This window comes from Amaricoccus sp. (genome assembly GCF_017995835.1).
In the GTDB taxonomy this organism is placed as follows: Bacteria; Pseudomonadota; Alphaproteobacteria; order Rhodobacterales; family Rhodobacteraceae; genus Amaricoccus.
Window position 1 is genome coordinate 1 of the sequence record NZ_JAGOID010000201.1, and the last position, 2,758, is coordinate 2,758.

Genomic DNA, 2,758 nt, shown 5'->3' on the forward strand with positions numbered 1-2,758 from the left:
CCCCCCGTGCCAACCGGAGGGCCGCGAAGACGGCGAGACCAACGGCCACGACCGCTGCGAGGACGACGGTTGCGCGGACCGCTGCACGGCCGAAACGCGTCCGGCGACGGCGGCGAAGCGGCGCCGTAGCGGCGGTCGTGCGGGACCGCTCGAGCCGCGCAGCCACCGCACTCGATCGCTCCCGAGCCTCGGACTTCGGCTCGGCCGGCGCCGTCACCCGCTCCAGGAGCTCGTCGGCGCCACGCCCTGCAGCCGGCAGTGCCAGCGCATCGAGAAAGGTGGCGAGATCTTCGTGACGGCGGGCGGGGTCGGGCTCGGTGGCGCGTTCGAGCGCCCGTGCCGTCGCCCCGCCGAGCTCGGGGAAGCGCTCGCGCACCGGCACCGGCTCAGCGATCTCGAAGCGCAGGATCTGGGCGAGCGTGAGGCCTTCGCGGACAGCGACGCCAGTGAGCAGCTCGCACGCCGTGAGCGCCAGCGCATACTGATCGCAGGCCGGGCCGGTCGCTTCGCGCCGTAGCTGTTCGGGCGCGAGATAGAGCGGCGTGCCCACCACTGCCGAGCTCGCCGTGAGCCGGGTTGCCTCGCTGTCCGAGAAGTCCGCCCGCGCGATGCCGAAGTCGATCACCTTGGTGACCGCGCGCCCGCCCTCCGAGGAGACGAAGAGATTGGATGGCTTGAGGTCGCGATGGACGATCCCCGCGGCGTGCGCGGCGTCGAGTCCGGCCACGGCGTCGGCGAGCATCGCGGCGACCACGGCCGGCGGCAAACCGCTCTCGCCGCGCGCCCGGCAGTCGGCGAGGAGAGCCTCGGCGGAGCGCCCTTCGAGCAGCTCGAGCACGAGATACGGCGCGCCCCAGTCGGTCTCGGCGAAGTCATAGACCGCCACGACGTTCGGATGGCGAAGGCCGGCGAGGAGGCGCGCTTCATTGAGAAATCGGCGGTGGGCGCTCTCGGCAGTTTCGCCCGGAAGCAGGAGCTTGACCGCTGCGTCACGCTCCAGAGTCTCGTGGCGGGCGCGAAAGACCACGCCCATGCCGCCGGCGCCGATGACATCGACGAGGGTGTAGCTGCCGAAGCGGCGCCCGAGGAGCTCGCGCTCGTCACCGAGCTCGAGGCGCCCTTCGCACTTCGCACAGCGGATCGCGCCCGCCACCACGGCGATCGTGCCGCAGCTCGTACACCGCCGAATCTCCACCCGCCCTCCGCTTCGAGAGAGGGGATCCTACGTCCTTCGCCAGCCGATCCGCGACAACCGCCCTGTAGACTCCCGGTCATGCCGAGGCCGACCATCGACCTGGCTGTCATCGGCGGCGGCGCCGCCGGCCTGATGGCGGCGATCCAGGCCGGGCGGCGATCTCCAGGCACGCGGATTCTCGTCCTCGACGGCGCGCGTTCGCCGGGCGCCAAGATCCTCGTTGCCGGCGGCGGGCGCTGCAACGTCACTCATTTCGAAGTCGAAGCCGCCGACTTCGCCGGCTCTTCACGGAACTCGATCGCCAAGGTGCTGCGCGAGCTGCCGGTCGCGGCGACGATCGAGTTCTTCCGCGGCATTGGCGTCGTCCTGAAGCGCGAGCCGACCGGCAAGCTCTTTCCGGTGACCGACCAGGCGCGCACCGTCCTCGAGGCCCTGCTGCGCGCGGCGCGCGAGGCCGGCGCGCAGCTCCTCTACCCACGGCGGGTGACCACGATCGCACCCGGCGCGGAGGGCTTCGTGGTCGCCGGCGACTGGGGGGAAGTCGCGGCGCGACGCGTGATTCTCGCCGCCGGCGGGCAGGCGTTGCCGAAGAGCGGTTCCGACGGCTCCGGCTTCGCTCTCGCGCGCGCCCTCGGGCACACCACTACGGCGACGATCTTCCCCTCGCTGGTGCCGCTGGTCGTGGCCGCCGGCCACTGGCTGCCGGGAGTGCAAGGCATCGCGGTGCCGGCGCGCCTCGAGATTCGCGCCGGCAGCGGCAAGCGCCTGGCGACCTTTCGCGGCGACCTGCTGTGCACGCACTTCGGCCTCTCCGGCCCGGTGGTGCTCGACGCCAGCCGGCACTTCCTCGCCGCCCGCCAGGCCGACCCGCAGGCGCGCTTCGTGGTCGCCTTTCTGCCCGACGCCGATCCCGGCAACCTCGCCGCCGAGCTCGCGAACCTCGGCCGGCGGAGCCTCGGACGCTGGCTGGCGGAGAAGCTCCCCGATCGCCTGGCTGACGCGCTGCTGGTGAGCGCCGGCCTCGACCCGGCGGCCAACGCCCTCCGGCTGAAGAAGGAGGAGCGGCAAGCGCTGTTGCGGGCGCTCACCGAACAGGAGATCCCGATCGCCGGCGACCGCGGCTTCGTCCACGCCGAGGCGACCGCCGGCGGTATCCCGCTCGATCAGGTCCGGCTGGAGTCGATGGAGTCGCGCCTGTGCCCGGGCCTCCACCTCTGCGGCGAGATCCTCGACGTCGACGGCCGCATAGGCGGCTTCAACTTCCAGTGGGCCTGGGCGAGCGGCACGGTGGCCGGCCGGGAAGCGGCCGCTGCGTTGCGCACGTCGCCCTGACGGGCTCTGCGGTACCCCCGGCACAGGACATGCAATTCACTCCGCCATGAAACGCTCGCCGGTGACCCCACACTTCGCGCTGCTCGTCGCAGCGCTGCTGCTCAACTCCTGCCTGTCCGTCCAGACGCGGCATCACCCGATCGCCGCCGGAGTTGGCGCCGACGGCAACGACGGAAAGGGGGGCATCGCCCTCCAGGTCTTCGCCGACGACGACGCGCAGAAGGCCGGCAC

The 2,758-nt window shown here is 72.4% G+C and carries 2 protein-coding genes; one reads left to right on the top strand and one right to left on the bottom strand.

The features are described from left to right. Window positions 1-1,195: serine/threonine-protein kinase (locus tag KBA23_RS16660; RefSeq protein WP_290743355.1), on the bottom strand; the 1,195-nt coding region annotated here is incomplete at its 3' end. A 78-nt stretch (window positions 1,196-1,273) separates the two neighbouring features. On the opposite strand from KBA23_RS16660, the gene KBA23_RS16665 reads away from it, so the two are divergent. Continuing rightward, the gene (locus tag KBA23_RS16665) at window positions 1,274-2,527 is read left to right on the top strand and encodes an aminoacetone oxidase family FAD-binding enzyme (protein ID WP_290743357.1); all 1,254 of its coding nucleotides are present in this window, start codon (window positions 1,274-1,276) and stop codon (window positions 2,525-2,527) included. Window positions 2,528-2,758 lie beyond the last annotated feature (231 nt).

Excerpts from the sequence above, each read along its gene's own strand:
- KBA23_RS16665 (WP_290743357.1), top strand. The coding sequence starts at position 1,274 with ATGCCGAGGCCGACCATCGACCTGGCTGTCATCGGCGGCGGCGCCGCC.